This window comes from Pseudomonas oryzihabitans NBRC 102199 (genome assembly GCF_000730625.1).
GTDB lineage: Bacteria > Pseudomonadota > Gammaproteobacteria > Pseudomonadales > Pseudomonadaceae > Chryseomonas > Chryseomonas oryzihabitans.
This window is the reverse complement of record NZ_BBIT01000002.1, coordinates 585,868-611,126: the sequence shown is the minus strand read 5'-3', so window position 1 is coordinate 611,126 and position 25,259 is coordinate 585,868. Positions and strand designations below refer to the sequence as shown.

Below are 25,259 nucleotides of genomic sequence, written 5' to 3'. Positions count from 1 at the left end.
CCGGAAAGACAAGTCAATATGCTTGACCTAAATCAGACCTCCCAGCAGCGCCTGGTCATGGAGACCTTCTTCTTCGGGTACCAGGCGTTCACCGCCAAGGCCGACGACATGCTGGCGCGGCGCGGCCTGAGCCGGGTCCACCAGCGCATCCTGTTCTTCATCGCGCGCGAGCCGGGCCTGAGCAACAAGGCGCTGCTGGAGGTGCTCAACGTCAGCAAGCAGGCGTTGAACATTCCGCTGCGGCAGTTGCTGGAAATGCAACTGGTGGCCATGGAGACGGATGCCGCGGACAAGCGCAAGCGACGGCTATCCCTGACCCGGGGTGGCGCCGCCCTGGAGCAGACCCTGAGACGTGAACAGATGCGCCTGGTGCAGGCGGCGCTGGCTTCGGCGGGAGCGGACGCGGCCGAGGGCTGGCTGGCGTTCAATCAGGCCCTGGCCGGTCGCCAGGAGAGCGAAACCGAAAGCCAGGACAGTTCGAGCCCTTCGGTCGACTCCTGAAAACTGTACCGCTGGTTCGCGGCCTCGGTGTACGGATACCGGCCCGAGCGGCCTGGCTAAGCTGGCGCAAAGCCCAGAGATGCCTCTCATGACCGTCGAACTGCTCTCCGCCTTCATGCTCTTCGCCTTCGTCTCCTCCGCCACGCCCGGCCCCAACAACATGATGCTGCTGGCGTCGGGAGTGAATTTCGGCTTTCGGCGGACCCTGCCGCACATGTTCGGCATCAGCCTGGGCCACATGCTGCTGGTCATCTGCACCGGCCTCGGCCTGGGTCAGCTGTTCGTGCTCTATCCGCCGCTGCAGATCGCCTTGCGGGTCATTGGCGGCGCCTACCTGCTGTATCTGGCCTGGAAGCTGGCTACCGCTTCTGCCCCCACACCGCGGGAGTCGGGCAGCGGCAAACCCTTCGGCTTCTTCCAGGCGGCGGCCTTCCAGTGGGTGAACCCCAAGGCCTGGGTGATGGCCATCGGCGCGGTCACCGCCTATATTCCGGCCGAGAACTTCACCGCCAACCTGCTGCTGGTCGCCCTGCTCTTCGCCCTGATCAACCTGCCCAGCGTCAGCCTCTGGACGCTGTTCGGCATGGGCCTGCGCCGTCTGCTCAGCAGTCCGGCACGGCTACGGCTGTTCAACTGGAGCATGGCCCTGCTGCTGGTGCTGTCCCTCTACCCCATCCTGTTCGGCCATCACTGAGGTTTATCGATGCACGCGGCTCCGCAACGCCTTTCCCCGCTGGCCGATACCTCGCCTGCCGCCGTGGTCGCCGGCTTCGTCGCCATGCTGGTGGGCTACACCAGTTCCCTGGTGCTGATGTTCCAGGCCGGCCAGAATGCCGGCCTGAGCAGCGGACAGATCTCCTCCTGGATCTGGGCACTGTCCATCGGCATGGCGCTGACCACCATCGGCCTGTCGCTGAAGTACCGCACCCCCATCGTCATCGCCTGGTCGACCCCGGGCGCCGCGCTGCTGGTCACCAGCCTGCCATCGGTGCCCTACAGCGATGCCATCGGCGCCTTTGTGCTGTGCGCCGTGCTGCTCGCCCTCTGCGGCATCACCGGCAGCGTCGACCGCCTGCTGCGCCGGGTCCCGCCGGCGCTGGCCGCCGCCCTGCTGGCCGGCATCCTCTTTCGCATCGGCATCGAGATCTGCACCGCGGTCCAGAACCAGACCGCGCTGGTGCTGGGCATGGCCCTGGCCTACCTGGTGGCCAAGCGGTTGTGGCCGCGCTATTGCGTGCTGGTCGCCCTGGTGGCTGGCCTGCTGCTGGCCGCCGGGCTGGGCCTGCTGGACTTCCACAGCCTGCGCCTGGAGCTGGCGGTGCCGGTATGGACCACCCCGACCTTTTCCCTGGCCGCTACCATCGGCATCGCCATCCCGCTGTTCGTGGTGGCCATGGCTTCGCAGAACATGCCCGGTATCGCCGTGCTGCGCACCGATGGCTACGCGGTCCCGGCCTCGCCGCTGATCGCCACCACCGGCCTCGCCTCGCTGCTGCTGGCACCCTTCGGCTCCCATGGCATCAACCTGGCGGCCATCAGCGCGGCGATCTGCACCGGTCCCCAGGCCCATGAGGACGCCAGCAAGCGCTATACCGCGGCGGTCTGGTGCGGACTCTTCTATGGCATCGCCGGGCTGTTCGGCGCCACCCTGGCAGCGCTGTTCGCCTCGCTGCCAGGCGAACTGGTGATCTCGGTAGCCGCCCTGGCGCTGCTCGGCTCCATCATGAACGGCCTGCACGGCGCCCTCGCCGACCCCGGCCAGCGCGAACCGGCACTCATCACCTTTCTGGTCACCGCCTCGGGCCTGACCCTGGGCGGGATCGGCTCGGCCTTCTGGGGCCTGGTCGCCGGTCTTTTGGCCAGTTTGCTACTGACCGCACGCCGCCGTTAGAACCCGCGCCCCTCCTGACGGGTCGGAACTGGATCCTTCCCGTCAGGAGAACACCATGTCCCGTACCAATCGCCAATTCCTGCTCGCCAAACGCCCATCCGGCGAACCCACCGCCGACACCTTCGAGCGCGTCGAGCAGCCGATCGGCGAACCCGGCGCCGGTCAGGTGCTGATCAAGAATCTGTACCTGTCCCTCGACCCGGCCATGCGCGGCTGGATGAACGAGGGCAAGTCCTATATCAAGCCCATCGGCATCGGCGAGGTCATTCGCGCCCTGGGCGTCGGCGAGGTGGTGGCGTCCAACCACCCGGACTTCAAGGTGGGCGATACCGTCAATGGCATGCTCGGCATCCAGGACTATTACCTGGGCGAGCCCCAGGGCTTCTACAAGGTGGACCCCAGCAAGGCCAGCCTGCCCCAGTACCTTTCCGTGCTCGGCATGACCGGCCTGACCGCCTACTTCGGCCTGCTGGAGGTCGGCGAGCCCAAGGCCGGCCAGACCATCGTGGTCTCCGGCGCCGCCGGCGCGGTGGGCAGCATGGTCGGCCAGATCGGCAAGCTCAAGGCCTGCCATGTGGTGGGCATCGCCGGTGGCGCGGAGAAATGCCGCTATCTGATCGAGGAGCTCGGCTTCGATGCCGCCATCGACTACAAGGCAGAACCGGACCTCGCGGCCGCCCTGCAGCGCGAGTGCCCCAACGGTATCGACGTCTATTTCGACAACGTCGGCGGTCCGACCCTCGACGCGGTGCTGGCGCAGATCAATTTCCGCGCACGGGTGGTGCTCTGCGGCGCCATCAGTCAGTACAACAGCGACAAGGTGCAGGGCCCGCAGAACTATCTGGCGCTGCTCAGCAACCGCGCGCGCATGGAAGGCTTCATCGTGCTCGATCACGCCGCTCGCTATGCCGAGGCGCAGAAGCAGTTGGCGATCTGGCTGGCCGACGGCCAGCTCAAATCCCGCGAGCATGTGGTGGAAGGTCTGGATACCTTCCCCGAGACCCTGATGAAGCTGTTCTCCGGCGAGAACTTCGGCAAGCTGGTGCTCAAGGTGTAGGCCCCGCGTCGGAAAGTCGTCACGAGCGGGTCGCGAAAGCGACCCGCCTGGCCTTCAGGCGTCAACTTACAGACGGCCAATCGCCACCATACGCCTAAGTCATTGATTTTAATGGCGCTGAAAGACTGGCACGCTTCTCGCTGTAGAGGGACTATCCGCCAAGGAGAACAGGCATGGTCCCGCCCTCGTCCAACACCATCAATCTCGATCGCGCTCGCCAGCAGCGCAACGCCAACCTGGCCGCCCCCGCCCGCGACAGCGATCCGGCTGTGCTGGGCGCACTGCGTCAGCGGCTGCTCAGCGTCCTGCAGACCTCGCTGGAGCTCGAACGGGTCCTGCAACTCTTCCGGCAGGAGGTTGATACCCTGGTGGACCTGCCCGGCCTCACCTACCGACATGCCGCGGAAGACGTGGCCATCGGCCTGGGCGAAGAACAGGGTCATCAGGTGCACTATCACCTGAGCCAGGGGGACCTGCGTCTGGGCGATCTGACCTTCTACCGTCAGGAGCGCTTCCAGGACAGCGAACTCGGGGCGCTGGAATACCTGCTCGGCAGCCTGCTGTTTCCCCTGCGCAACGCCCTGCTCTACCGCGAGGCCCAGAACAACGCCCTGCGCGATGCCTTGACCGGTGTCGGCAATCGCAGCGCCTTGGATCGTGCCCTGGTGCGGGAACTGGAACTCGCCCGCCGCACCCAGCAGCCGCTGTCGCTGCTGATGCTGGACCTGGATCACTTCAAGCGCATCAACGACAGATTCGGCCACAGCGTCGGTGACGACGTGCTGCGCCAGACCGCCCGCACCCTCGGCAACAGCCTGAGAAGCATGGACATGGTCTTTCGCTTTGGCGGCGAGGAATTCTGTGTACTGCTGTCGGCCACTGGCCATGAAGCGGCGCATATCGTGGCGGAACGCCTGAGAGCGGCGGTGGAGGCCCAGTCGGAGACCGCCGGTGCCATCCCGTTACCGGTCACCCTGAGCCTGGGCCTGGCGACCCTGCGCGACGTCGAGTCTCCGCGCTGCCTGCTGCTGCGCGCGGATCGCGCCCTCTATCAGGCCAAGGCCGAAGGCCGCAATCGATTCTGCAGCCTGGCCTAGCGGTCGCCTGGGACCAGGCGACCTCTCTGCTTAGCGGCGACCGCCCTTGCCGGTACCGCCGCCACTGGGACCACGACGCGGGGCGATGCCCGGCGAGGTACGGCCCTTGCTGACCGGCTTGCGGCCCATTTCGCTGGGACGCTCGGCCACGGCCGACCCCTGGGGCTTGCCGGTCTTGCCCGTCTTGTTGAGCTTGTTGCGCGAACCCCGACCGGCATCGATCGGCCGCGCCGTCTTGCGCTGCTGACGCTCGAGCTTTTCCTTAGTCTTGCCGCCCATGGACGGCAGCGCCACCGGCGGCAGGCCGACTTCGCCCGCGAGGATGTCGATCTCCCCCTGGGTCATCTCGCGCCAGCGCCCGACCGGCAGATCGCTGGTCATGAACACCGGACCGAAACGTACGCGCTTCAACCGGCTCACCACCAGGCCCTGGGATTCCCACAGCCTGCGGACTTCGCGGTTGCGGCCTTCCATCACCACGCAATGGAACCAGTGGTTGAAGCCGTCGCCTTCCGGCGCCTGCTGGACATCGGTGAAGCGCGCCGGGCCGTCTTCGAGGATCACCCCGTTCTTCAGGCGCAGCAGCATCTCTTCGGTCACCTCGCCCCGTACCCGTACCGCGTACTCGCGGTCCATCTGGTAGGACGGGTGCATCAGCCGGTTGGCCAGTTCGCCATCGGTGGTGAACAGCAGCAGGCCGGTGGTATTGATATCCAGGCGACCGACATTGATCCAGCGGCCCTGCTTGGGCTTGGGCAGGCGGTCGAAGACGGTGGGTCGGCCTTCGGGATCGTCACGGGTGCAGATCTCGCCTTCGGGCTTGTTATAGATCAGCACGCGGCGTACCACTTCCTCGGCCTGGTCGCGCTTGAGCAGGCGACCGTCCACCGCGATGGCGTCCTTGGGCATGACGCGCAGGCCCAGGGGCGCGACCACGCCGTTGACCTTGATGCGGCCTTCGCCGATCCAGGCCTCGACGTCGCGACGAGAGCCGACGCCCAGGCGCGACAGCACCTTCTGCAGCTTTTCGCCAGCCGGCGCGGGTGCGCTTTCTTCGAGGATTTCGTTTGGGGGATTCTTGTCGAGGGTCATCAGGCACCTCCCGGTGTAGTGGACGACAAAGGCGCCACGGAACGGGCGCCAGGAAAAAGACAGGGGCGCATGATAGCGCCCCTGCTCGCGCCAGCCTAGCGAGTGTGGTGTCTCAGAAGTTGACTGCACAATTTTGGCGGCGCTTTTTCGGCTATGGCGGCGTTGCCACTCCTCGCCATAGCCCTGCTATGACTCGTACCGGCGCCTAGCCATAGCCAAAAAATCACTCGCCAATTCTTGCGCGAACTTCAGAGACACCGCACTAGCCTGGCGGGTGACGGATGGCCGCAGTGTCAGTCCAGTGTGGCCAGGGCGTCGCGGCACAGCTGCTCGACGCGGTTCCAGTCCTTGGCCTTCACCACGTCGCCGGGCAGCATCCAGCTGCCGCCGACGCACAGCAGGTTGGGCTGCTGGAAGTAGTTCTTCACGTTGCCCGGGTTGACGCCGCCGGTGGGGCAGAACTTGAGTTCGGCGAAGGGACCGGCAAAGGCCTTGAGCGCATCCACGCCGCCATAGACGTTGGCAGGAAACAGCTTGAAGCGGCGATAACCCAGGCGGTAAGCCTGCATGATCTCCGAGGGCGTGGCGATGCCGGGCAGCAGCGGGATGGGCGCCGATACCCCGGCCTGGAGGATCTCCTCGGTGGTGCCCGGGGTGACGATGAACTGGGCGCCGGCCTCGACCGCGGCGTCGAACATCCGCACGTCCAGCACGGTGCCCACACCGACATCCAGCTCGGGACGTTCCTGGCGCAGCAGGCGCACCGCGTCCAGCCCGTGGGCCGATCTCAGGGTGATTTCCAAGGCGGTCAGTCCCCCCGCAGCCATGGCGTCGGCGAACGGCAGCACGTCAGCGGGATCGTTGATCACGATCACCGGGAGGATCCGCGCGCGGGCGCACAGGGCATCTAGGGTCGCGATCTTGTTCTGCATGTCCAAAACTCAACTCCTCGTCAGGGGCACCAAAAGACGACCAGGGGTTCGCGCAGGAACGCCTTGATCGGAGTGGCCAGCTCGTCGCCCTCGGCCAGAGCGGTTTCCAGCACCTGTCGCTTGCCTGCGCCCTGGATGGCGAGGATCTGTTGCCGCGCGCGGCTCAGGTAGGCACGGCTCAGAGTGATGCGGGTCTGGGGCGCGGACGGTGCCACGCCGGGAAAGCTGAGGCGCTCGCTGGCCGGGTCCAGGGCCTCTTCCAGGCCGGGACTGCCGGGGAACAGCGAGGCGGTATGGGCGTCGTCACCCATGCCCAGCACCAGCACATCGGGCGTCGCCAGGGCGTCGCGCAACCGGGCTTCGGTCAGGGCCATGCCCTCTTCCGTGGAGCTGGCCGGGCTGTAGAGGTCGACGAAGCCGGCCGCGGCGGCAGGCCCCTGGAACAGGTGCTTGCGCAGCAGACCGGCATTGCTGTCCGGATGGTCAGCGGGTACCCAGCGCTCGTCCGCCAGGGTCACCAACACCCTGGACCAGTCCAGCTCGGCCTGGGCCAGGCGCTCCAGAAAGGGCACCGGACTGCGACCGCCGGAGACGATCAGCAGCGCCTCGCCGCGGGCCGCCAGGGCTTCGCGCAGCGCGGTGGTAACGGTCTCGGCCAGCGCCGCGGCGTGGGCGTCGCGGTCAGGCAGTTCGCGCAGGGTCACGCCCTGCCCCAGATCAGACGTCGCCATACCAGGATCTCCCGTCTCGTGCGATCAGTGCGATGGAGGTCAGCGGACCCCAGCTGCCGGCGGCATAGGACTTGGGCGAATCGCCCATCTTCGACCAGCCATCCATCAGCTGGTCGCACCATTTCCAGGCCGCCTCGATCTCGTCCTTGCGGACGAACAGCGACTGGTTGCCCTGCATGACTTCCAGCAGCAGTCGCTCATAGGCATCCGGCGTGCGCAGGTGCTTGAAGGTCTCGGAGAAGTTGAGCTGCAGCGGCCCGCTGCGCAGCTGCATGCCCTTGCGCAGGCCCTGATCCTTGCTCATTACCTGCAGCGAGATGCCTTCGTCCGGCTGGATGCGGATGATCAGACGGTTGCTGATCAGGCTGCGCTGCTCGGGGGCGAAGATGTAGTGTGGTGGTTCCTTGAAATGGATGACGATCTGCGACAGCTTCTGCGGCATGCGCTTGCCGGTGCGCAGATAGAAAGGCACACCGGACCAGCGCCAGTTGCGGATGTCGGCGCGGATGGCGACAAAGGTCTCGGTGCGGCTCTCGGTGTTGGAATTGGGCTCTTCCAGATAGCCCGGCACCGGCTTGCCGTCACTGTAGCCGGCGGTGTACTGCCCCAAGACCACCCGGCTGGCGAGCTGGTCGGCGGTGATGGGCTCCAGCGCCTTGAGCACCTTGACCTTCTCGTCGCGGATGCTGTCGGCAGAAAGATCCGCCGGCGGATCCATGGCGGTCAGGCAGAGCAGTTGCAGCAGGTGGTTCTGCACCATGTCGCGCAGCTGGCCGGCCTGGTCGAAGTAGCCCCAGCGACCCTCGATGCCGACCTTCTCGGCCACGGTGATCTCCACGTGGGAGATGTAGTTCTGGTTCCACTGGGTCTCGAACAGGCTGTTGGCGAAACGCAGGGCGATGAGGTTCTGGACGGTTTCCTTGCCCAGGTAGTGGTCGATGCGATAGACGCGGTCTTCGGGAAAGAAACGCGCCACGGCATCGTTGACCACCTTGGAGGATTCCAAGTCGTAGCCGATGGGCTTTTCCATCACCACCCGGGTACGCTCGCACAGGCCGACGGCGGCGAGGTTCTCGCAGATGGCGCTGTAGACCAGCGCCGGGGTGGCGAAATAGGCGATCAGCGGCGACGTCTCACCCACATCCTCGGCAAGTCCCGTATAGTCTTCGCGATTGCGGAAATCGATGGCGCGATAGCCGAGACGACCACGCATCCGGGTCCATACCGGTTCGTCCCAATCGGCCTTGGGCACATAGTGGCGCAGGCGCTCCTCGATGTGTTCCAGCTGCTTGACCCCATCGCCCTGGTCACGCGCCAGCGCCATGATGCGGGTATCCTCGTGCAGCAGACCTTCACGATCCAGCTGATACAGGGCAGGGAAAAGTTTGCGCAGGGCCAGATCGCCCAATGCGCCGAAGATTGCCAGGGTACAGGGTAGAACTCGGACGCCAGCCATAAATATTCGTTCTTTTACTTAAAGTTTGAGATATTCCAGCACCATCATAGGGGAGCCGGGGCGATTCGCGTAGTCTTTATATTAAAAAATACGGCGCAAGGGTAAGCCCGGCCCACACCTTTTATAGCCTTAGGATAGAGGCACAACAACCACTAGGAGTTCTCATGGATCGTGCCAGCACCCTGCTGCAAACCATCCAGACCCGTATCGGCGAACTCAACCGCGCAGAACGCAAGGTCGCCGAGGTCATTCTGCAGAATCCCCGGCAGGCCACCCGCTACACCATCGCCGCCCTGGCCCAGGCGGCCCAGGTCAGCGAGCCCACCGTCAACCGCTTCTGCCGTTCCCTGGGCGTGAGCGGCTATCCGGAAATGAAGATCCAGCTGGCGCAAAGCATCGCCAGTGGCGCGGTCTATGTCAGCCAGGCGGTGGAAGCCAACGACGAACCCGAGGCCTACGCGGAAAAGATCTTCAGCAGCACCATCGCCTCGCTGGACAGCGCCCGCCAGCGGCTGGACGCCCGCACCGTGGATCGCGCGGTCGACCTGATGATCCAGGCGCGGCAGATCCACTTCTTCGGCCTGGGTGCCTCGGCGCCCGTGGCCCTCGACGCCCAGCACAAGTTCTTTCGCTTCAACATGGCGGTGTCGGCGCATTCGGACGTGCTGATGCAGCGGATGCTCGCCTCCATCGCCAGGACCGGCGATCTCTTCGTGATCATCTCCTACACCGGCCGCACCCGCGAACTGGTGGACGTGGCCAAGCTGGCCCGCGACAACGGCGCCTCGGTGCTCGGCCTCACCGCCAGCAACACCCCGCTGGCCAAGGTCTGCACCCACAGCCTGGACATTCCGCTGCCGGAAGACACCGACATCTACATGCCCATGACCTCGCGGATCATCCAGCTCACCGTGCTGGACATCCTGGCTACCGGGGTCACGCTCAAGCGCGGCGTGGACTTCCAGCCGCACCTGCGCAAGGTAAAGGAAAGTCTGGTCGCGACCCGCTATCCCTCGGAGCCCGACCAAGGCTGACGCGCCCTGCCCGTTCGTGTGCTCCAGTCCCCTGGAGCACGTCGCTCATCAAATATCGTCGCGGTGGCTGAACAGGTCCCAGGTCGACATGAACAGCGCGGCGATCAGCGGGCCGATGACGAAGCCGTTGAGGCCGAACAGCGACATGCCGCCGATGGTGGAGATCAGCACCACGTAGTCGGGCATCTTGGTGTCCTTGCCGACCAGGATGGGGCGCAGCAGGTTGTCCACCAGGCCGATCACCACCACGGCGAAGACGATCAGGATCACGCCCTTGATCACCGCTCCCGTGGCCAGGAAGTAGATGGCCACCGGCACCCAGATCAGCGCCGAGCCGACCGCGGGCAGCAGCGAGAGGAAGGCCATCAGGGTGCCCCAGAGCACCGCGCCCTGCACACCCAGTACGCCGAGGATGAAGCCGCCCAAGGCGCCCTGCACCACGGCCACGATGATGTTGCCCTTGACCGTGGCGCGCACCACGGCGGTGAACTTGGCCATCAGGCTGCGCTTGTGCATGTCGCTCAGCGGAATGGCCTTGCGGATCAGCGCCACCAGCTGCGAACCGTCGCGCAGCAGGAAGAACAGCAGATAGAGCATCACGCCGAAGCCGATCAGGAACTGGAAGGTGCCCTGCCCGAAGCTGAAGGCCTGGGTGGCGACCCACTGGCTGCCCTGCATGGCACCAGCGGAGAGCTTCTGGCGGATGCCGTCCAGGTCACCGGCACCAAAGCGCTGCAGGACGCTGCGTACCGAATCCGGCAAGGCGCCCCAGATCTGTTGGTAGTACTGGCCGAAGTTGAGCTGACCGCTGCTGATCTGCTGATAGAGCAGCGAGCCTTCCTGGACCAGGGAAATGGCGATGAACACCACCGGCAGGATGACGATGAGCAGGATTACGAACAGGGTGCAGAGCGCCCCAAGGTTGCGCCTGTTGTTGAAGCGGCGGACGAACCAGCGCTGCAGCGGGGCGAACAGGATGGCGAGGATGGCGCCCCAGAACACCGCCCCCAGGAACGGGGTGAGGATCCAGACGAAGGCCAGTGAGACCACCACCAGCAGGATCAGGAACGTCTTGTTTTCCAGCCGAGCACTTTTCATTGGCTTTCGCGATTCCAAACAAGGATGACAGGCCTTGCTTAGAGCCTCGGAAGCCGTGGGGTTCCCGTGAGCACCCCCAACTCGACCTGAAGAGGCGCGCCGGAGAACCCGACGCGCCGGCGATCATACACGGAACTGGCGAACCAATCCGTCCAGCCGCTCGCCCAGACCGACCATGCCGGCAGTACTCTGGGCACCCTGTTGAGCCCCCTGGGCCATGCTGTCCACGGCACCGGCGATGGTATGGACGCTGCGATTGATCTCCTCCGCCACCGCTGTCTGCTCTTCCGCCGCACTGGCGATCTGGGTGTTCATGGCATTGATGGTGGCGATCAATTCGCTGATGGCAGCCAGGGCTGTCCCCGCCTGCTCGGCCTGGGCCGTAGTGGCCTCGCCCATGCCTCCCGAGCGCTCCATGGCACCCACCGCACGGCCAGTGGCCTGCTGCAGACGATCGATCATGCCCTGGATTTCCTGGGTGCTCTGCTGCGTCCGGCTGGCCAGCGCGCGTACTTCGTCGGCGACCACGGCGAAGCCGCGACCGGCCTCACCGGCCCGAGCCGCTTCGATGGCGGCGTTGAGTGCCAACAGATTGGTCTGTTCGGCAATGGCGCGGATCACGTCCAGTACGCCGACGATGGCGCCGACGTCCTGCTTGAGGCCATCGAGGGAGACGCTGCTCTGGCGTACCTCCTCGACCAGCTCGTGGATGCGCGCCACGCTGGTGGCCACCGTCTCCCGGGCCAGCCGGCCCTTCTCCTCGGTCTGGCGGGTGGCTTCGGAGGCCCGCAGGGCGCTGCTCGCCACCTCCTGTGCCGCGGCGGACATCTGGTTGATGGCGGTCGCCACCTGATCGGTTTCGCTGCGCTGACGCTGCATGTCGCGATCGGTGCGCTGGGCCTGCTGGGCCACATCGTCAAGCAGACCGGTGAACTGGTGGGTGATGTCGACGACCTGGGCGATGGTGCCCTGGATGCGATCGACGAAGCGATTGAAGGCAGCGGCGAGTTCACCGATCTCGTCACGCCCGTTGACCGGCAGGCGGCGGGTCAGATCACCCTCGCCGGCGGCGATGTCATCGAGGTTCTCGCGAATCTGCGCCAGGGGCCTGAGGGTCCGGGCGGCAAAAAGTTGCGCGGCGAAACCGATCACCACCAGCAGCACGCCGGAGGTACCGAAGATCAGCCAGAGCTGGTCCTGGGTACGCTTGGCGACCTGGTCGGCCACGGCGGCGACCTCGGCCTCCACGCCATCCAGGTTCACCGCGGAACCGATCACCAGATCCCACTTGGGCAGGTAGTCGGTATAGGCGAGCTTGGGCACCAGCACGTCCTTGTTGCCCGGCAGCGAAGAGCTGTAGCGACTGAAATGCGAGCCATCCTTGCCGACCCGGACCAGTTCCTGGTTGAGGTAGACGCCGCTGGGATCGCGATTGTCCTTGAAGCTCTTGCCGATCCCGGCCGGGTCGTTGCCCTTGAACAGGCGGACCACGTTGGAATCGTAGCCGAAGATATAGCCATCCTTGCCGTAGCTGATGGCGGACAGCAGGCGGATGGCCTCCTGGCGCGCCTCGGTATCACCCGCGGCGGCCTTGTCGTACAGCGGCTTGACCACGGTCATGGCCGCTTCCACGGTGTTCTGCAGGCCGTTGCGACTCTGCACCATCAGCCGCTCGCGGGCATCGGCGACGTCCTTGAGCGCCTGCTCGTGCAAGACCCAGTAAGACAGACCACCTAGTACGAGCGTGAACAGGCAGACGGGCAGGACCGCCAGTAAGGTGACTTTAAGTTTGAGGCTCACGAGGTTCTCCTTGATCGCAAGAGCTGATGCCGTTATCGGCATCGCGCTGCAGAACTTGACCGAGAAGTCACCTCGTAGACGCTGTGCGCACCGGCGCCGGAAGGCGGATGACCACCGCCAGCCCACCCAGCCGGGAAGTCTCAAGGGCGAGGGTTCCACCGCAACCTTCGACGATGTCCTTGGCGATCCCCAGCCCCAGGCCATGACCGGCCACCGCCTCGTCCAGTCGGGAACCCCGCTCGAGGATGGCCTCGCGCTGCGCCTCCGGCACGCCGGGTCCGTCGTCCTCGATCCGGATCAGATAACCCTCTTCCCGCTGCGCCACCTCCAGCCGAACCTGCCGATCCGCCCACTTTCCGGCATTGTCCAGCAGGGTACCGAACAGCTCCAGAAGGTCTTCCCGGTCCCAGGGCAGGCGCAGTCCTTCGGGCAGATGGCAGTCGAACCGCAGGTGCTCGCCATGCAGGCGATTGAGCAGCCGGCAGAGCTCGCGCAGTTCGGCAGCATCCAGATGAGCGCCTGGCAGGGCCTCGCCGGCTAGCCGGGCGCGGCGCAACTCCCGCTCCAGCCGCTGGCGGATACGCGCCAGTTGCTCGCGCAAGACCTCGCGCTGCTCGGGCAGTGCCTGGAGCTCGGGACGCTCGGCCAGGCTGGTGAGCACCGCCAGCGGCGTCTTGAGCGCATGCCCCAGGTTGCCGATGCCATGCCGCGCGCGCTTCAGGCCGTCCTCGGTATGGCGCAGCAAGGCGTTCATCTCCTCCACCAGCGGCGCAAGCTCGATGGGCACGCCGGCGTCCAGCGTCGAACGGCGCCCCTGATGCAGCTGGGCGATCTGCTCGCGCACCTGATCCAGCGGGCGCAGTGCCCGGCGCACGATCAGCCGTTGCAGCAGCAGAACCAGTAGCAGGGTCGCCAGCCCCAGCAGGGCACCGAACGCGAGGATGCGCGTCAGGTTGGTCAACAGCGGGTTGTAGTCCTCGGCCACCACGACCCGTACCGTCTGGCCATAGCGCTGGTAGTCAGCGCGGTAGGTGAGCAATCGCTGGCCGCTGGGGCCGTCCGCCAGGGTCTCGCTCAGGCCACTCCTGGGCGGCGCTTCCAGTTGCGCGTCCCACAGGGAGCGCGAGCGCCAGCGGATATCCAGCGCCGGGATCTCGATGAGGAAATAGCGACCGGACAGCGGGCGGGTGTAGAGGCTGCCCAGGCGGCCCTCGTCCAGTTGCAGGCCATGGGGCCCACGTACCAGGGCGGCGAGCAGATTTTCCGTCTCGCCGCGCAGCCCGGTCTCCAGATAGCGGCGCAAGGCATGGTCCACCAGCCAGGCGCCCCCCAGGACCAGCACCAGGCCCGCCACCAGCAGAATGGCCACCAGCCCGACTCTGAGGCGGGCCTGGATGGACCTCAATCGACACCGCCCAGGCGATAGCCCTGGCCGCGCCGCGTCTCGATGACTTCCCGCCCCAGCTTGCGCCGCAGGTGATTGACGTGCACCTCGATGACATTGGAGTCGCGCTCGCTCTCGCCGTCGTAGAGGTGGTCGTTCAGGCGCGTCTTGGAGAGGATCTGCCCGGGATGCAGCAGGAAACAGCGCAGCAGACGGAATTCCGCGGCGCTCAGGGAGATGGTTTCGCTGCCACGCACCACGCACTGGCGCGCCTCGTCCAGCGCGAGTCCGGCGGCCTGCAGGAGCGGCTGGTTGGCCACGCCGCGAACCCGCCGCAGCAAGGCGGCGATGCGCAGGCCCAGCTCTTCGGGGTGAAAGGGTTTGGTGAGGTAGTCGTCGGCACCGGCCTTGAGACCGTCGATGCGCTCCGCCCAGCTGTCGCGGGCGGTCAGGATCAGGACCGGCGTCGCCAGCGCCTTTGCGCGCCACTCCCTGAGCACCTCGAGCCCTGGCCGCCCCGGCAGGCCGAGATCGAGCACGATGAGGTCATAGGGCTCCTGAGCACCCTGCCAGGCAGCGTCGCGGCCGTCGGCGAGCCAGTCCACGGCATAGCCCTGGCGGGCAAGCAACGCCGAAATTTCGTCGGCCAGGGCGACATCGTCTTCCACCAGCAACAGGCGCATCTAGTCGTCCACCTCGTCCTTCATGATGGCGCCATCCATCGCGCCAATTTCCAGTTCGCGGACGACATCGCCGACGAGGATCTCGATCTCGTAGCGATACTGACCGTCTTCTTCTTCCAGTTCGGCTTCCAGCAGCCGAGCCTGGGGATAGCGTTCGTTGACCCGCTGCAAGAGGGTCTCCAGCGGGCGGATAACCCCCTCCTTGCGCAGCTTGAGGGCCTCGTCCTGATCCAGGTCGCGGGCCTGGATCAGCGGCGAGACGCTGCCGAGCAGCAAGAGTCCGGCGAGGACAACGGTCAGTCGTCGCGCTGATCTTTCAGGACTTCGCCGGTGGTGGCGTCGAGTTCCAGATCCCATTTCACACCTTTGGGGTCACGCAGTTCCAGTTGATAGATGTAGCGACCGTATTCTTCTTCCAGTTCGGTCTCGTGGGTGGTCGAGCCCGGATGCTTGGCGATGGCGGCCTGGTTGAGCACCTCGAAGCTCTTGATCTTGCCGCTGTCACGTAGCTTGAGGGCTTCGTCGGGGCCGAGATCGCGGGCCTGGGCAACGCCCATACCGGTGAGCAAGAGGGTGGCGGTCGCAAGGGCGGTAAGCTTTTTCATGGTGATGCCTCTGGTTGCTGTCTGAACGGTTTCCAGAGTAGCCATCGGCCATTAATCGAAACTTAAACGCCGCTTAAGCCAAGCTTAATCGGATCGGACCGCGCCAGGTCGCTTCGGTATCAAGGACCTCGCCCTTCTGCGTCACCCGTAGTTGGCCTGCGCGAGCCAGCTCCCGTGCCACCTCGCGCAGGGGCTCCATCAGTGGTCGCCAGTCCGCCGCAAGGTCGCGCGCAACTTCCGAAGGACAGAAGGTGGTCCCTGGGCGGCGCGCCCGTGCCTTGGCCAGCAAGGCTTCGCGCAACTGTGCGTCGGTCGGCTCGAGCGCTGTCATGAGAACCGGGTCCTGTTTCCTGGAGTCCACCTTTTCGACCAGTAAATCGTCGGTGCAGTCATGACCTCTCGCTCGAAACCCTCGAAAGTAATGCAACGCCTCGCCCAGACCGACCTGCCCATCCCCGCCGATGAGCGTGACGACACCGGTACCGCCCTCTGCACCCCCCTGCCGCCCGACCTCAACTACGTCGACGACAGCCAGCCGGGTCTGAGCCGGCGCAAGCTGCGTGGCAAATGGGCCTACTTCACTCCCACTGGCGAGCGCATCCGCGACCAGGCGGAAGTCGAGCGGATCAACAAGCTGGCCATCCCGCCGGCCTATACCGACGTCTGGATCTGTCCGGACGCCAACGGCCATCTGCAGGCTACCGGACGCGACGCCCGCGGTCGCAAGCAGTATCGCTACCACCCGCGCTGGCGCGAGATCCGTGATACCGACAAGTACGAGCGGATGCTGGCCTTCGGGCAGGCCCTGCCCAAGCTGCGGCAGCGGGTGGAAGAGGATCTCGCCCGCCGCGGCCTCTGTCGGGAAAAGGTCATGGCCACGGTCATCAGCCTGCTCGACGCGACCCTGATCCGGGTCGGCAACGCCCAGTATGCCAAGAGCAACAAGTCCTATGGCCTTACCACGCTGCGCAACCGGCACGCCGAGGTGCATGGCAATACCATCGCCTTCCACTTCCGCGGCAAGAGCGGGGTGGAGCACGACATCAAGGTCAGCGATCCGCGGCTGGCGCGCACCGTGAAGAAGTGCCTGGAGCTGCCCGGCCAGCACCTTTTTCAGTATGTGGACGGTGATGGCGAACGCCATACCGTGACCTCGTCGGACGTCAACGCCTACCTGCACGAACTCACCGGCGCCGACTTCACCGCCAAGGACTATCGCACCTGGGCGGGCAGCGCCCTTGCCCTGGAAGCCTTGCGCGAATTGCGCTGCGAGACCCAGACCGATGCCAAGAAGGAACTGGTGGACATGGTCAAGGCGGTTTCCCGCACCCTGGGCAATACCCCGGCGGTCTGCCGCAAGTGCTACATCCATCCCGGGGTGCTGGATGCCTTCCTCGCCGGTGACCTCTGCACCCTGCCCAAACCGCGCAAGCGCAAGGGGCTGAAGGAAGAAGAGGTGCTGCTGCTCAACTTCCTGCAACGGCTGGAAGAGCGGATGGCGGAGACCCAGGCGGCCTGACAGGGTCGCGCCCTTCCCTGCCTCTTGCTTGGGGCAGGGAACATTCTGCGGCAAAGCCCGACCCTGCTCGCCTAGCGTGATTCATCCCGCGCGCCCTGATGACGCTACTGCATTTGTTATGTTATAACTTTTGCACGTTATCCAAGGCTCGATCATGGCATCCCCGCGCGCTTCCCTTCTACTGCTCTCCGTACCCGCCCGCCTGCTGCTCGCCAGCATTCCCCTGGTCGCCCTGTGGCTGGCCGTGCTCTGGGCGGTCGCCCTGCCATGAGCGCGGCCATCGAGCTCCAGGACCTGACCCTGGCCTATCAGCGACATCCGGCCATCCATCATCTCAGCGGCTGCTTCCGGACCGGCAGCCTCACCGCGATCGTCGGCCCCAACGGCGCCGGCAAGTCCACCCTGCTCAAGGCCATCGCCGGCACCCTGAGACCAGTGAGTGGCCGGGTCAACCGCGCGGTGCCGCAACGCCGTCTGGGCTACCTGCCGCAGGCCGCCGAGATCGACCGCAGCTTTCCCCTCAGCGTGCTGGAAACCGTGGTGCTGGGCGCCTGGCGCGGCCTGGGCCTCTGGCGCGGGGTGACCGCCGCCCACCGGGAGGAAGCGGCCAGGGCGCTGCAGGCGGTCGGTCTCGAAGGCCTGGAGGACCGCCTGGTCGGCGCTCTCTCGTCCGGGCAATTCCAGCGGGTACTGTTCGCCCGCCTGCTGTTGCAGGACGCTCCCGTGCTGCTGCTGGACGAGCCTTTCACCGCCATTGATGCGCGCACCACCGCAGACCTGCTGACCATCGTCCGCCGCTGGCATGGCCAGGGCCGCACGGTGATCGCCGTGCTGCACGATCTGGAGCAGGTTCGCCAGCACTTTCCCGAGACCCTGCTGCTGGCCCGGGAAGCCATCGCCTGGGGCGACACCGATCAGGTGCTGGTCAGCGAGCATCTGGCCCGCGCGCGCAATCTCGCCGAACGCTGGGACGCCAACGCGGCGGTCTGTGAACGCGCATGACTCTCTATCAATTCCTCGTCGAACCCTTCGTCGAATTCGGCTTCATGCGCCGCGCCCTGGTGGCCTGCCTGGCCCTGGCGCTGGGCGCCGGTCCGGTGGGTGTCCTGCTGATGCTCAGGCGCATGAGTCTGGTGGGCGATGCCATGAGTCATGCCGTGCTGCCAGGCGCAGCCCTGGGCTTCATGGTCGCCGGGCTGTCGCTGCCGGCCATGGGCATCGGCGGAATGCTCGCCGGCCTGCTGGTGGCCGGTCTCGCCGGCCTGGTCAGCCGCTTCACCAGCCAGCGCGAGGATGCCAGCTTCGCCAGCTTCTATCTGATGTCCCTGGCCGCCGGGGTGCTGATCGTGTCACTGCACGGCTCCAGCGTGGATCTGCTGCACGTGCTGTTCGGCACCATCCTGGCCATCGACGCCACGGCGCTCTATCTGGTCGCCGGCATCGCCACCCTGTCGCTGCTGGTGCTGGCGGTGATCTACCGGCCGCTGGCGCTGGAGTGCTTCGATCCGGGCTTCCTGCGCGCCGTGGGTGGTCGCGGTTCGCTCTATCACCTGCTGTTTTTGCTGCTGGTGGTGCTCAACCTGGTCGCCGGCTTCCAGGCCCTGGGCACCCTGATGGCGGTTGGTCTGATGATGCTGCCGGCCACCGCGGCGCGCTTCTGGGCCAACAGCCTGCCCGGACTGATGGCGGTAGCCAGCCTGATCGCCAGCCTCAGCGGCCTGATCGGCCTGGTGCTGTCCTACCACCTTGGCTGCGCCTCGGGTCCGGCCATCGTCCTCACTGCGGGTGGCTGCTACCTCCTGTCCCTGCTGTTCGGTCGCCTGGGTCTCTACCGGCGACTGCGCCCCCGCCCCCACCTCACCCACTGAAAGGAGTCACCATGAAATCCCTGTTCTCCCTGGGCGCTGCCCTCCTGCTCGCGGCTGCCGGCCAGGCCCAGGCCGCACCGGTCAAGGCCGTCGCCACCTTTACCGTGATCGCCGACGTGGTCAAACAGGTCGGTGGCGATCAGGTGCAGGTCTCCTCCCTGGTCGGTCCCAATGGCGATCCCCATGCCTATGAACCGACGCCCACCGATGCCCAGGCGCTGAAGCAGGCCGATGTGGTGTTCATGAGCGGCCTGCACCTGGAAGGCTGGATGGACCGCCTGATCAAGGCCTCCGGCCAGGCGCGCCCGCCGGTGGTGCTCAGTGAGGGGATCAAGACCCGCGAGATGGCGGAAGACGAGGATGAACATGGCAACGCGGACCATGATCACGACCATGGCGGTATCGATCCCCATGTCTGGAACAACCCGCTGAACGTGGTCGTCTACACCCGCAACGTGGTGAAGGCGCTGTCCGCGGTGGATCCGGCGGACGCGGCCACCTTCAAGGCCAACGGCGATCGCTACATCGCCGAACTGGAAGCCCTGGATCGCTATGCCCGCGAGCAGATCGGCCAGATACCCAAGGCCAAACGCAAGGTACTGACCTCCCATGATGCCTTCGGCTACTTCGCCGACGCCTATGGCGTGACCTTCATCTCGCCGCTGGGTCTGTCGACCGAAGCCGAGGCGTCCGCCCAGGACGTCGCCAAGCTGATCCGCCAGATCAAGCAGGAGCATGTCGCCACCTACTTCTTCGAGAACTCCAACGATCCGCGCCTGGTACAGCAGATCGCCAAGGCGAGCGGCGCCCAGCCGGGTGGCGAGCTGTACGTCGAAGCCCTGTCTCCGGCGGACGGCCCGGCGCCCACCTATGCCGCCATGTTCCGCTACAACGTGGATACCCTGGTCAAGGCGATGAAGGGCGGGCATTGAGGCTCTCTGGTAGGTTGGGTTGAGCGCAGCGAAGCCCAACAGAACGAGGCTCGAGTTCCCCGATGTCGGGCTTCGACGATGGGACCGCCTCAACCCGACCTACGCCGCACCGGTGGCTAGACCACCGGTACCTCCTCGAGGTGAAGGTATTCCGCGCCCAGGCGCCGAGCCAGTTCCCCTGCCCGTCCCAGGCGCAGTGGTCCCAACTCGATATCCAGCACCCGGATGGGACAGTCCGGTACGGCCAACCCCTCCAGCTCACGCAGACGTCCATCGGTGACCAGCAGCAGCTGGCATTCCTCGCCGGGGTGTTGCCGCCGACGGCTCGTCAACCAGGCCTGAGCTTCCGCCAGTCCCGCCAGCAAAGGCGTTCCGCCTCCCGCGCCCAGCTGCTCCAGCCATGCCTGAAGGGCCTGCCCGCTACGCTGGCCCTGGAAAGACCATTCGGGTCGCGCCCCCGCCGTCTGCAGGACCGCGACCCTGACCCGCTGGCGATAGGCCTGCTCGAACCAGTCGGCCAGCAGCCCCTTGGCCTGGGCCAGGGCACCGTGGCGGCGGGTGGACGCGGAGTGATCGAGGATCACCAGCCAAAGCTGGGCCGGACGCTGCCGGCGTGGTTGCCGGAGGAGATCACCCGCGCGACGGGGACGCCCGCGGAGCAGCGTCGGCACCCAGGCAACAGGGCCTTCGGTACCCGGCGAACGCGCGCCCTGGCGACCGCCTGCGGCCTTGCCCGTCCCGCTTCGGGCATCGCGATCCAGGGTGCCGGATGATCGGATGCCTAGGGCTTTTTTGCCCCGCCCAATCGGCGTCTGGGACCCGTTGCAGTGGGCTCCGGCGCCAGGGCACCCCAGCTATCGCCCTCGCCCTGCGCGGTCTCGGCATCCCCCTGCTCCTGTTGATCGCCAGGCTCTCGCTCCGGAGTAGTGGGAGTCAAATCATCCTGTAAGGGTGGTATTAATGAGGGACCATCCGCCAGTTCGCGGCGCCGATGGCGCAAGGCGAATTCGGCCACGGCGGCGATATCGGCGTTTTCGATCGCCGTGGCGCCGCGCCAGGCCGCATGGGTGCGCGCCGCGCGTAGCCAGACCAGGTCGGCGCGCAGGCCATCGACACCGGCCTGGTGGCAGCCGGCGGTGATGGCCTCCAGGGCGGCATCGTCCAGGGGAATGTCGGCCAGCCGTGTACGGGCCACGGCGCAGCGCTGACGCAGTTCCCCCTGCGCCGCTTCCCACTGCGCAATGAAGGCTGACGGATCGCTGTCGAAGGCCAGCCGCCGGCGCAGGATCTCCGCCCGCTCCCGGGGGGCCGGCCGGCTGTCCAGCGCCAGGGCGAAGCCGAACCTGTCCAGCAACTGCGGACGCAACTCGCCCTCCTCCGGATTCATGGTGCCCACCAGCAAAAAGCGCGCGGCGTGCTCATGGGAGATGCCGTCGCGCTCCACCCGGTTGACCCCACTGGCCGCCACATCCAGCAGCAGGTCGACCAGGTGATCCGGCAGCAGATTGACCTCGTCGACATAGAGCACGCCGCCATGGGCCGCCGCCAGTACGCCCGGCGCGAAGCGCGCCCGGCCTTCGCCCAGCGCCGCATCCAGATCCAGGGTGCCGACGATGCGCTCTTCGCTGGCGCCCAGAGGCAGGGTGACGAAGGGACCGCCGCCGAGCAGATCGGCCAGGCCCCGGGCCAGGGTCGACTTGGCCATGCCCCGGGGACCCTCGATCAGCACACCGCCGATACGGGGATCGATGGCATTCAGGCACAGCGCCAACTTGAGGCTGTCTGCGCCGACCACGGCGGCCAGGGGAAAGACGGGGGCGGTCATCTCAGGCTTCATCCATATCCATCAGCAGCTGTTCGAGGGCTTCGCGGTAGTCGCCCGGCTGTTGCCAGAGACCGCGCTGCTGGGCCTCCAGCAGGCGCTCGGTCATGTCGCGCAGGGCCTCGGGGTTATGGCGCTCGACGAAGTCACGGGTATCGGCGTCGAGCAGATAGGCATCGGCCAGTTGCCGGTACTGGTGATCCTCCACCAGTTCGGTAGTGGCGCCGAAGCCGAACAGGTAGTCCACGGTGGCGGCCATCTCGAAGGCCCCCTTGTAGCCATGGCGCTTCATGCCGGCGATCCACTTGGGATTGGCTGCCCGGGAGCGCACCACGCGGCCCAGCTCTTCCTTCAGGGTGCGGATCTTCGGCAGATCGGCCTGGGCATGGTCGCCGAAGTAGCTGGCGCGCCGCTGGCCGCTCAGGGTCTCGGCGGCGGCCAGCATGCCGCCCTGGAACTGGTAGTAGTCGTTGGAATCGAGCAGGTCGTGCTCGCGGTTGTCCTGGTTCTGCAGTACGGCCTGCAGCCGACCGAGGCGGCGGGAGAAGTCATCGCGAGCGGCGGTGCCCTCATCCTCGGCGCCATAGGCGTAGCCGCCCCAGTTGAGGTAGGCCGTGGCCAGTTCGCTGCGATCCTGCCACTGGCGTTCTTCCACCGCGCCCTGAACACCGGCGCCATAGGCACCGGGCTGGGCGCCGAAGATGCGCCAGCCGGCCTGACGCCGGGCGAGGTCAGCAGCGGTACCGGCCGCTTCCAGGGCAGCGCGCTCGTGGCGAACCTGGGCGGCCAGGGGGTTGAGATCTTCCGGCTCGTCCAGGGCAGCGACCGCCTGGACCGCGGCATCGAACAGCCGTACCAGACCACCGAAGGCATCGCGGAAGAAACCCGAGATGCGCAGGGTGACGTCCACCCGCGGACGATCCAGCAGCGACAGCGGCAGGATCTCGAAGTCTTCGACCCGGGCGCTGCCGGTCTGCCACACCGGGCGCACACCCAACAGCGCCATGGCCTGGGCGATGTCGTCGCCGCCGGTCCTCATGGTCGCCGTGCCCCAGACCGAAAGACCCAGCTGGCGCAGGTGGTCGCCCTCCTCCTGCAGATGACGCTCCAGCAGCAGATTGGCCGACTGCCAGCCGAGCCGCCAGGCGGTCATGCTCGGCAGGTTGCGCACGTCCACGGAAAAGAAGTTGCGCCCGGTGGGCAGGACATCCAGCCGCCCGCGACTGGGCGCGCCGCTGGGACCGGCCGGCACGAAGCGCCCGTCCAGGGCCGCCAGGAGGCCGACGATTTCAGCGGGGCCACAGCCGTCCAGTGCCGGCGCCACCTGGGTGACCAGGTGTTCCAGCACCGGACGGGTCGCCGACAATTCGTCCAGCGCCAACGGCAAGGGCTCGGCATCGACCATCGCGGCGACCAGCGCCAGGGCCAGCAATTCCAGGCGCTCCCGGGTATCGCCCAGGGTTCGCCAGGGTTCGGCGGACAGCGCCGCCAGGCAAGCCGGGCGCGCCCCTTGCCAGGGCTCGCCCAGGTCGGCGGCCAGGGGATCGAACTCCAGCTGCAGATCCTTGGCCAGCGCCCGCAACAGACTGGCATTGCCGCCCTGGGCATCGCCACGGGGGATGCGCAAGAGCGCCACCAGGGTATCGCGACGCAATTGCCCGGTCGGGGATTCACCGAACACATGCAGGCCGTCGCGGATCTGGGATTCCTTGAGATCGCACAGGTAGGCGTCCAGTTGCGGCAGCCAGCTGTCCGGATCGTCGGTGATCACCAGCCCCAGCTCGCGATCCAGCGCGGTCTCGCGCACCAGTTGCAGGATCTCGCCGCGCAACTCGGTGGCGCGCCGCAGATCCAGCAGGCTGGCGTCATAGTATTCGTCGGCCAGGCGCTCCAGATCGCGCAGCGGCCCGTAGCTCTCGGCTCGGGTCAGCGGCGGCATCAGGTGATCGATGATCACCGCCTGGGTGCGGCGCTTGGCCTGGGCGCCCTCGCCCGGGTCGTTGACGATGAAGGGATAGACGTTGGGCAGCGGTCCGAGAATGGCGTCCGGCCAACACTCCGCCGACAGCCCGACGCCCTTGCCCGGCAGCCATTCCAGATTGCCGTGCTTGCCCAGATGCACCACGGCCTGGGCGCCATAGGCCTCGCGCAGCCAGAAATAGAAGGCCAGGTAGCCATGGGGCGGCACCAGCGCAGGATCGTGGTAGACCGCCGCCGGATCGACGTCGTAGCCACGTGCCGGCTGGATGCCGACAAAGGTCAGGCCGAAGCGCACCCCGGCCACCATGAGCCGACCGCGACGGTGCATGGGATCGGTCTCGGGTCCGCCCCAGCGCTCGGTCACCGCCTGCTGCAGGCTGAGCGGCAACCCGGCGAACAACGCCTGGTAGTCCTGCAGCGCCAGACTCTGCAACGCCGGGCGCAGATCGCGCAGGGCGCTGTCGTTGGTCACCCCACCGAGCAGGCGCTCGATCAGGGCGGTGCCGCTCTCCGGCACGTTGGCCACCGGATAGCCAGCCGTCTGCAGGGCCTGCAGCACCCCGAGCGCTGCCGCCGGGGTATCCAGGCCCACGCCATTGCCGATGCGGCCATCGCGGGTCGGATAGTTGGCCAGGATCAGGGCGATGCGCTTGTCCGCCGCCGGCCGCCGCGCCAGCTCGATCCAGTTGCGCGCCAGACGGGCGACGAAGGCCATGCGTTCGCCATCGGCCTGGTAGTTGACCACGTCGCTCTGGCTGCGCTCGCAGCGCCAGGCCAGGCCCTTGAAGCTGATCGGCCGGGTGATGATGCGCCCGTCCAATTCCGGCAGGGCGATATGCATGGCCAGGTCGCGGGCACCCAGACCCTGGGGATTCTCGATCCAGCGTTCGCGATTGTCCTGGGCGCAGATGGCCTGGAGCACCGGCACCGGGCGACGGAACGGCGTCAGATTCGGCCGCTCCGGACTGGACTGGGCGAAGCCGGTGGTATTGAGGATCAGCGCGGCGTTGATCTCGTCCAGCAGCCGCTCCACCTCCTCCAGACAGGCCGGCTCCTTGAGACTGGCCACGGCGATAGGCAACGGATTCAGCCCTTCGGCGGCCAGCTGCTGGCAGAAGACGTCGACGAAGGCGGTGTTGGCCGACTGCAGATGGGTGCGATAGAACAGCAGCGCCGCGGTCGGCCAATCCGGTCGCCAGTGCTGGCGCCAGCCGTCCAGACCCAGGCCTTCCGGCTGATAGACCGCCACCCGCGGCAATTCCCGTGGCGGCTGGTAGGTGTACGGGGCACCCAGGCATTCGGCCGCCAGGCAATGCAGGAAATCCTGGGCATTGCCCAGCCCTCCTTGGCGCAGATAGCGCCACAGCCGTTCGGCCAGCTCCGGGGCCACCGTACCCAGGGCCATCAGCTCAGGATCGGGCCGATCGCAGCCGGGTACCGCGATCAGGGTCAGCCCCCGCGCGGCCAACTCGGCCAGCCGTTCCATGCCATAACGCCAGTAACCCTGGCCGCCGTGCAGGGAGATGAACACCACCCGAGCCTGGCTCAGCACCTCCTCGACATAGAGGTCCACCGAGGCGTGGTTCTGCAACTGCATGGGATTGGCCAGGCGCAGACTCGGATAGTCCTCGTCCAGGCTACGGGTCGCCTCCGCCAGCAGCGCCAGGTGCGAATCGCCACTGCAGAGCACGACGATCTCACCGGGCGTCTGCGCCAGGTGGGCGATGCCGTCGTCGGGGACGAAGCCGCCCGGCTGGGTACGCAGCAGATGCATCTG

The 25,259-nt window shown here is 66.6% G+C and carries 24 protein-coding genes; 10 read left to right on the top strand and 14 right to left on the bottom strand.

Features of this window, described 5'->3' with window-relative positions:
- Nucleotides 1-18: 18 nt before the first annotated feature.
- The 5 genes from POR01S_RS04270 to POR01S_RS04250 all read left to right on the top strand — a co-directional run bounded on the left by POR01S_RS04270 (nucleotide 19) and on the right by POR01S_RS04250 (nucleotide 4,546).
- Nucleotides 19-501 (top strand): MarR family winged helix-turn-helix transcriptional regulator, encoded by a 483-nt coding sequence (locus POR01S_RS04270; RefSeq protein WP_027599483.1) that lies wholly within the window; start codon nucleotides 19-21, stop codon nucleotides 499-501.
- An 88-nt stretch (nucleotides 502-589) separates the two neighbouring features.
- Nucleotides 590-1,195 (top strand): LysE family translocator, encoded by a 606-nt coding sequence (locus tag POR01S_RS04265; protein WP_042133985.1) that lies wholly within the window; start codon nucleotides 590-592, stop codon nucleotides 1,193-1,195.
- Nucleotides 1,196-1,204: 9 nt separating this feature from the next.
- Entirely contained in the window at nucleotides 1,205-2,392 is a 1,188-nt protein-coding gene (locus POR01S_RS04260) for a benzoate/H(+) symporter BenE family transporter (RefSeq protein ID WP_042133983.1), read from the top strand.
- Between the two features lie 55 nt (nucleotides 2,393-2,447).
- Nucleotides 2,448-3,449 (top strand): NADP-dependent oxidoreductase, encoded by a 1,002-nt coding sequence (locus POR01S_RS04255; protein WP_007158455.1) that lies wholly within the window; start codon nucleotides 2,448-2,450, stop codon nucleotides 3,447-3,449.
- Nucleotides 3,450-3,622: 173 nt separating this feature from the next.
- The gene (locus tag POR01S_RS04250; protein ID WP_027599487.1) at nucleotides 3,623-4,546 is read left to right on the top strand and encodes a GGDEF domain-containing protein; all 924 of its coding nucleotides are present in this window, start codon (nucleotides 3,623-3,625) and stop codon (nucleotides 4,544-4,546) included.
- Nucleotides 4,547-4,576: 30 nt separating this feature from the next.
- Here POR01S_RS04250 and rluB read toward each other — a convergent pair whose 3' ends face one another.
- The 4 genes from rluB to zwf all read right to left on the bottom strand — a co-directional run bounded on the left by rluB (nucleotide 4,577) and on the right by zwf (nucleotide 8,757).
- Complete coding sequence (rluB, locus tag POR01S_RS04245) at nucleotides 4,577-5,638, bottom strand: 23S rRNA pseudouridine(2605) synthase RluB (RefSeq protein ID WP_042133979.1); 1,062 nt, start codon at nucleotides 5,636-5,638, stop codon at nucleotides 4,577-4,579.
- A gap of 293 nt (nucleotides 5,639-5,931) precedes the next feature.
- A complete protein-coding gene (locus tag POR01S_RS04240) occupies nucleotides 5,932-6,570 on the bottom strand; it encodes a bifunctional 4-hydroxy-2-oxoglutarate aldolase/2-dehydro-3-deoxy-phosphogluconate aldolase (protein WP_042134440.1) in 639 nt (212 codons plus the stop codon).
- Nucleotides 6,571-6,590: 20 nt separating this feature from the next.
- Nucleotides 6,591-7,301 carry a 6-phosphogluconolactonase gene (gene pgl / locus POR01S_RS04235; protein ID WP_042133977.1) on the bottom strand — a complete coding sequence of 237 codons (711 nt, stop codon included), beginning with the start codon at nucleotides 7,299-7,301 and terminating at the stop codon, nucleotides 6,591-6,593.
- The gene (gene zwf, locus POR01S_RS04230) at nucleotides 7,288-8,757 is read right to left on the bottom strand and encodes a glucose-6-phosphate dehydrogenase (RefSeq protein ID WP_042133974.1); all 1,470 of its coding nucleotides are present in this window, start codon (nucleotides 8,755-8,757) and stop codon (nucleotides 7,288-7,290) included. The genes pgl and zwf overlap by 14 nt, the downstream gene beginning before the upstream one ends.
- A gap of 164 nt (nucleotides 8,758-8,921) precedes the next feature.
- On the opposite strand from zwf, the gene POR01S_RS04225 reads away from it, so the two are divergent.
- Nucleotides 8,922-9,791: a MurR/RpiR family transcriptional regulator gene (locus tag POR01S_RS04225; RefSeq protein ID WP_007158461.1), complete on the top strand. Its 870-nt coding sequence runs from the start codon at nucleotides 8,922-8,924 to the stop codon at nucleotides 9,789-9,791.
- Nucleotides 9,792-9,839: 48 nt separating this feature from the next.
- Here the strand turns inward: POR01S_RS04225 and POR01S_RS04220 are convergent, their stop codons facing one another.
- The 7 genes from POR01S_RS04220 to POR01S_RS04190 form a co-directional block, all read right to left on the bottom strand.
- On the bottom strand, nucleotides 9,840-10,889 hold the full coding sequence (locus POR01S_RS04220; protein WP_027599490.1) for an AI-2E family transporter: 1,050 nt from the start codon (nucleotides 10,887-10,889) through the stop codon (nucleotides 9,840-9,842).
- Between the two features lie 123 nt (nucleotides 10,890-11,012).
- A complete protein-coding gene (ctpM, locus tag POR01S_RS04215) occupies nucleotides 11,013-12,731 on the bottom strand; it encodes a methyl-accepting chemotaxis protein CtpM (RefSeq protein ID WP_042133972.1) in 1,719 nt (572 codons plus the stop codon).
- A gap of 25 nt (nucleotides 12,732-12,756) precedes the next feature.
- Entirely contained in the window at nucleotides 12,757-14,094 is a 1,338-nt protein-coding gene (locus tag POR01S_RS04210; protein WP_042133970.1) for an ATP-binding protein, read from the bottom strand.
- Nucleotides 14,091-14,756, bottom strand: a complete 666-nt coding sequence (locus tag POR01S_RS04205) for a response regulator transcription factor (protein ID WP_042133968.1) — start codon at nucleotides 14,754-14,756, stop codon at nucleotides 14,091-14,093. Before POR01S_RS04205 ends, POR01S_RS04210 begins: the two co-directional genes overlap by 4 nt.
- Nucleotides 14,757-15,032: a PepSY domain-containing protein gene (locus POR01S_RS04200; RefSeq protein ID WP_007158466.1), complete on the bottom strand. Its 276-nt coding sequence runs from the start codon at nucleotides 15,030-15,032 to the stop codon at nucleotides 14,757-14,759. It lies immediately after the preceding gene.
- A 20-nt stretch (nucleotides 15,033-15,052) separates the two neighbouring features.
- Nucleotides 15,053-15,361 (bottom strand): PepSY domain-containing protein, encoded by a 309-nt coding sequence (locus POR01S_RS04195; protein ID WP_007158467.1) that lies wholly within the window; start codon nucleotides 15,359-15,361, stop codon nucleotides 15,053-15,055.
- Between the two features lie 73 nt (nucleotides 15,362-15,434).
- Nucleotides 15,435-15,692, bottom strand: a complete 258-nt coding sequence (locus POR01S_RS04190; protein ID WP_042133966.1) for a DUF3253 domain-containing protein — start codon at nucleotides 15,690-15,692, stop codon at nucleotides 15,435-15,437.
- Between the two features lie 90 nt (nucleotides 15,693-15,782).
- Between POR01S_RS04190 and POR01S_RS04185 the strand changes: the two genes are divergently transcribed.
- The 4 genes from POR01S_RS04185 to POR01S_RS04170 all read left to right on the top strand — a co-directional run bounded on the left by POR01S_RS04185 (nucleotide 15,783) and on the right by POR01S_RS04170 (nucleotide 19,680).
- The gene (locus tag POR01S_RS04185) at nucleotides 15,783-16,880 is read left to right on the top strand and encodes a DNA topoisomerase IB (protein ID WP_042133964.1); all 1,098 of its coding nucleotides are present in this window, start codon (nucleotides 15,783-15,785) and stop codon (nucleotides 16,878-16,880) included.
- A 267-nt stretch (nucleotides 16,881-17,147) separates the two neighbouring features.
- Nucleotides 17,148-17,882, top strand: a complete 735-nt coding sequence (aztA, locus tag POR01S_RS04180) for a zinc ABC transporter ATP-binding protein AztA (RefSeq protein ID WP_042133963.1) — start codon at nucleotides 17,148-17,150, stop codon at nucleotides 17,880-17,882.
- Nucleotides 17,879-18,748 (top strand): metal ABC transporter permease, encoded by an 870-nt coding sequence (locus tag POR01S_RS04175; RefSeq protein ID WP_007158472.1) that lies wholly within the window; start codon nucleotides 17,879-17,881, stop codon nucleotides 18,746-18,748. The genes aztA and POR01S_RS04175 overlap by 4 nt, the downstream gene beginning before the upstream one ends.
- Before the next feature lie 11 nt (nucleotides 18,749-18,759).
- Nucleotides 18,760-19,680 (top strand): metal ABC transporter substrate-binding protein, encoded by a 921-nt coding sequence (locus tag POR01S_RS04170; RefSeq protein ID WP_042133961.1) that lies wholly within the window; start codon nucleotides 18,760-18,762, stop codon nucleotides 19,678-19,680.
- A 116-nt stretch (nucleotides 19,681-19,796) separates the two neighbouring features.
- Here the strand turns inward: POR01S_RS04170 and POR01S_RS23280 are convergent, their stop codons facing one another.
- The 3 genes from POR01S_RS23280 to cobN are packed head-to-tail and all read right to left on the bottom strand — an operon-like array spanning nucleotide 19,797 to nucleotide 25,256.
- Nucleotides 19,797-20,441, bottom strand: a complete 645-nt coding sequence (locus POR01S_RS23280; RefSeq protein WP_169742409.1) for a vWA domain-containing protein — start codon at nucleotides 20,439-20,441, stop codon at nucleotides 19,797-19,799.
- 20 nt (nucleotides 20,442-20,461) lie between these two features.
- Nucleotides 20,462-21,505: a magnesium chelatase ATPase subunit I gene (locus tag POR01S_RS04160; protein ID WP_042133958.1), complete on the bottom strand. Its 1,044-nt coding sequence runs from the start codon at nucleotides 21,503-21,505 to the stop codon at nucleotides 20,462-20,464.
- 1 nt (nucleotide 21,506) lies between these two features.
- Nucleotides 21,507-25,256 carry a cobaltochelatase subunit CobN gene (gene cobN, locus POR01S_RS04155; RefSeq protein ID WP_042133956.1) on the bottom strand — a complete coding sequence of 1,250 codons (3,750 nt, stop codon included), beginning with the start codon at nucleotides 25,254-25,256 and terminating at the stop codon, nucleotides 21,507-21,509.
- Nucleotides 25,257-25,259: the final 3 nt, after the last annotated feature.

Coding starts and splice junctions, on each gene's coding strand:
- POR01S_RS04270 (WP_027599483.1), top strand. CDS start 19: ATGCTTGACCTAAATCAGACCTCCCAGCAGCGCCTGGTCATGGAGACC.
- POR01S_RS04265 (WP_042133985.1), top strand. CDS start 590: ATGACCGTCGAACTGCTCTCCGCCTTCATGCTCTTCGCCTTCGTCTCC.
- POR01S_RS04260 (WP_042133983.1), top strand. CDS start 1,205: ATGCACGCGGCTCCGCAACGCCTTTCCCCGCTGGCCGATACCTCGCCT.
- POR01S_RS04255 (WP_007158455.1), top strand. CDS start 2,448: ATGTCCCGTACCAATCGCCAATTCCTGCTCGCCAAACGCCCATCCGGC.
- POR01S_RS04250 (WP_027599487.1), top strand. CDS start 3,623: ATGGTCCCGCCCTCGTCCAACACCATCAATCTCGATCGCGCTCGCCAG.
- rluB (WP_042133979.1), bottom strand. CDS start 5,638: ATGACCCTCGACAAGAATCCCCCAAACGAAATCCTCGAAGAAAGCGCA.
- POR01S_RS04240 (WP_042134440.1), bottom strand. CDS start 6,570: ATGCAGAACAAGATCGCGACCCTAGATGCCCTGTGCGCCCGCGCGCGG.
- pgl (WP_042133977.1), bottom strand. CDS start 7,301: ATGGCGACGTCTGATCTGGGGCAGGGCGTGACCCTGCGCGAACTGCCT.
- zwf (WP_042133974.1), bottom strand. CDS start 8,757: ATGGCTGGCGTCCGAGTTCTACCCTGTACCCTGGCAATCTTCGGCGCA.
- POR01S_RS04225 (WP_007158461.1), top strand. CDS start 8,922: ATGGATCGTGCCAGCACCCTGCTGCAAACCATCCAGACCCGTATCGGC.
- POR01S_RS04220 (WP_027599490.1), bottom strand. CDS start 10,889: ATGAAAAGTGCTCGGCTGGAAAACAAGACGTTCCTGATCCTGCTGGTG.
- ctpM (WP_042133972.1), bottom strand. CDS start 12,731: ATGCCGATAACGGCATCAGCTCTTGCGATCAAGGAGAACCTCGTGAGC.
- POR01S_RS04205 (WP_042133968.1), bottom strand. CDS start 14,756: ATGCGCCTGTTGCTGGTGGAAGACGATGTCGCCCTGGCCGACGAAATT.
- POR01S_RS04195 (WP_007158467.1), bottom strand. CDS start 15,361: ATGAAAAAGCTTACCGCCCTTGCGACCGCCACCCTCTTGCTCACCGGT.
- POR01S_RS04190 (WP_042133966.1), bottom strand. CDS start 15,692: ATGACAGCGCTCGAGCCGACCGACGCACAGTTGCGCGAAGCCTTGCTG.
- POR01S_RS04185 (WP_042133964.1), top strand. CDS start 15,783: ATGCAACGCCTCGCCCAGACCGACCTGCCCATCCCCGCCGATGAGCGT.
- aztA (WP_042133963.1), top strand. CDS start 17,148: ATGAGCGCGGCCATCGAGCTCCAGGACCTGACCCTGGCCTATCAGCGA.
- POR01S_RS04175 (WP_007158472.1), top strand. CDS start 17,879: ATGACTCTCTATCAATTCCTCGTCGAACCCTTCGTCGAATTCGGCTTC.
- POR01S_RS04170 (WP_042133961.1), top strand. CDS start 18,760: ATGAAATCCCTGTTCTCCCTGGGCGCTGCCCTCCTGCTCGCGGCTGCC.
- POR01S_RS04160 (WP_042133958.1), bottom strand. CDS start 21,505: ATGACCGCCCCCGTCTTTCCCCTGGCCGCCGTGGTCGGCGCAGACAGC.
- cobN (WP_042133956.1), bottom strand. CDS start 25,256: ATGCATCTGCTGCGTACCCAGCCGGGCGGCTTCGTCCCCGACGACGGC.